Origin of the sequence: Flavobacterium sp. (genome assembly GCF_025352425.1) — a bacterium.
GTDB lineage: Bacteria > Bacteroidota > Bacteroidia > Flavobacteriales > Flavobacteriaceae > Flavobacterium.
This window is the reverse complement of the sequence record NZ_JANXTI010000078.1, coordinates 1-2,058: the sequence shown is the minus strand read 5'-3', so window position 1 is coordinate 2,058 and position 2,058 is coordinate 1. Positions and strand designations below refer to the sequence as shown.

Here is a 2,058-nt window from a genome sequence, read left to right as displayed (position 1 = left end):
AACACTGCTTTTTTTCATGCCATCAACGATGACTGATATTCTTTTAAAAATCCCTGACTCAGGCAAGGCCGGGGCAGCTGTCGCTTCCGGGGCAACCGGTGCGGTAAGCGTGCCTGCTGAACCATTTGCTAAATCATTTTTAAAGGCGTTCAGTTTTTTGAATACTCGCTTTGTTTGAATGCATAGTCCATCCAATACAGATAGTTGGTTGCGCCCAATTGAACATCTTCAACCGCTGCGGGCAAAATGCCATACTTGAGTGCATAAGTTGGCAGCTTGCTTCCAAAATTCTGAATCCAAAGCGTTTTCTTTGCTTCGGATGTAGGTAAATACTTTTCTTTCATTTTTTTATATTTTTATTAAATAATTGTCAAGCCAAATTAGTTATAATTTCTTAAAATAAACGATTTGAAATAAATTTTATCAAAAATATTTTTTATTGAAGCAAAAGATCATACAAAACACATCTAAGGTCTTTGACTATACGCCGAAAACATTTTAGCGGAAGCGCAAAACATTCAAGCGGACGCCAAAAACATTTGAGCGGACTTTTGAAACATTCAAGCGGACGCCGGAAACATTCAAGCGGGCGCCGGAAACATTTGAGCGCACTCTTGAAACATTAAAGCGGATGCCGGAAACATTTGAGCGGACTTTTGAAACATTCAAGAGGACGCCGGAAACACACAAGAGTACGCAGGGAACATTCAAGAGGTTGTCGCAAACATTCAGCCGGACGCTAAAAAATTATATATGACTGCCCGTAAAAATGCCACGATTTTGATGAAAAATGTGTAATATTTTTTCTACGGTCATCTGATTCGGTAGTTTCTATAGGAAGATAGTTATCCGGTTAGTACACATTCAAAATCGCTAAACATTTAAAATCAACTTATTTAAATGCCTTTTTCAACTCCGCCGCAGCCTGCAACAACACCGATTTCGTTCCCGACACAGTGCTCAATCCATTAAGCAATCCCCAATCATGGATCATTCCGTTGTATCGGGTTGCAGTTATTTTCACACCCGCTTCATCGAGTTTACGCGCATAAGCTTCCCCTTCATCACGTAAAATATCATTTTCTGCAGTCATCACTAAAGCAGGAGGCAAACCTTTTAATTGTTCCTTCGTCGCTAAAAGCGGCGAGGCATAAATTTCTTTACGTTGAATTGTATTGGTCGTATAATTGTCCCAGAACCAAATCATGACATTTTTGGTCAAAAATCGCTTTGTCGCAAATTTATTGTACGATTCAGTTTCAAAGTTTGCATTAGTGATGGGCCAAAATAAAACCTGAAGCTTTATTTCAGGACCCTTTTTATCTTTGGCCATCAGTGCAACTACGGTGGCCATATTACCACCTGCGCTATTGCCCGCCACAGCTAATTTTTTCCCGTTTACTCCAATATCTTTCCCGTTTTCTGCAACCCATTTTGTGGCGGCGTAAGCCTGATTTATTGCCATAGGATAATGTGCCTCTGGCGATGGAGTATAGTTGACAAATACTGCTGCAGCGCCGGATGACACGACAATATCTCGTATCATCCGTTCATGTGTCGGAAAATCTCCCAATACCCATCCTCCGCCATGAAAAAACATAAAGACCGGCAAAATTTCTTTCGTATCTGATGGCTTAACGATATTAAGTTTAATAGTCAATCCATCCTGCGTAATTGTTTTTTCTGAAACAGTAATTCCCGAAAGGTCAACATTTACAGATGATTGAGCAGTTGAAAGCACCGCTCGGGCATCTTTAGGACTCAGCTGTTCTGTTGGTTTTCCCGTTCCCGAATTAAGCACTTTTAAAAATGCCTTCACATTGCTTTCAATATGAGTATCTTGCTCCGGATCAATGGTTTGCGCGGCTGAATCAGCAGCGGCAACCACTATAATAATAATAATGACCGCTTTTTTTAGAATTAATTTTTTCATTTTTTTAGATTTGAATTAATTTACTGTGAACTTAAACATAATAACTACAATCACAATCAGAATGCATTTTAAAAGGTAATTATGACCTTTTTTACGCTTCATAATATACTCTGTTTAAAAAAAAC

2 protein-coding genes are annotated in these 2,058 nt (G+C 39.1%); both read right to left on the bottom strand.

Going from position 1 to position 2,058, the window contains the following annotated elements:
* Positions 1-149 precede the first annotated feature (149 nt).
* Positions 150-344, bottom strand: a complete 195-nt coding sequence (locus tag Q0Q99_RS10095) for a hypothetical protein (RefSeq protein ID WP_293895200.1) — start codon at positions 342-344, stop codon at positions 150-152.
* 548 nt (positions 345-892) lie between these two features.
* The gene (locus tag Q0Q99_RS10090; RefSeq protein ID WP_293895197.1) at positions 893-1,933 is read right to left on the bottom strand and encodes an alpha/beta hydrolase; all 1,041 of its coding nucleotides are present in this window, start codon (positions 1,931-1,933) and stop codon (positions 893-895) included.
* Positions 1,934-2,058: the final 125 nt, after the last annotated feature.

Bases quoted from the DNA above. Each gene is read 5' to 3' on its own strand.
- Q0Q99_RS10095 (WP_293895200.1), bottom strand. From the start codon at position 344: ATGAAAGAAAAGTATTTACCTACATCCGAAGCAAAGAAAACGCTTTGG.
- Q0Q99_RS10090 (WP_293895197.1), bottom strand. From the start codon at position 1,933: ATGAAAAAATTAATTCTAAAAAAAGCGGTCATTATTATTATTATAGTG.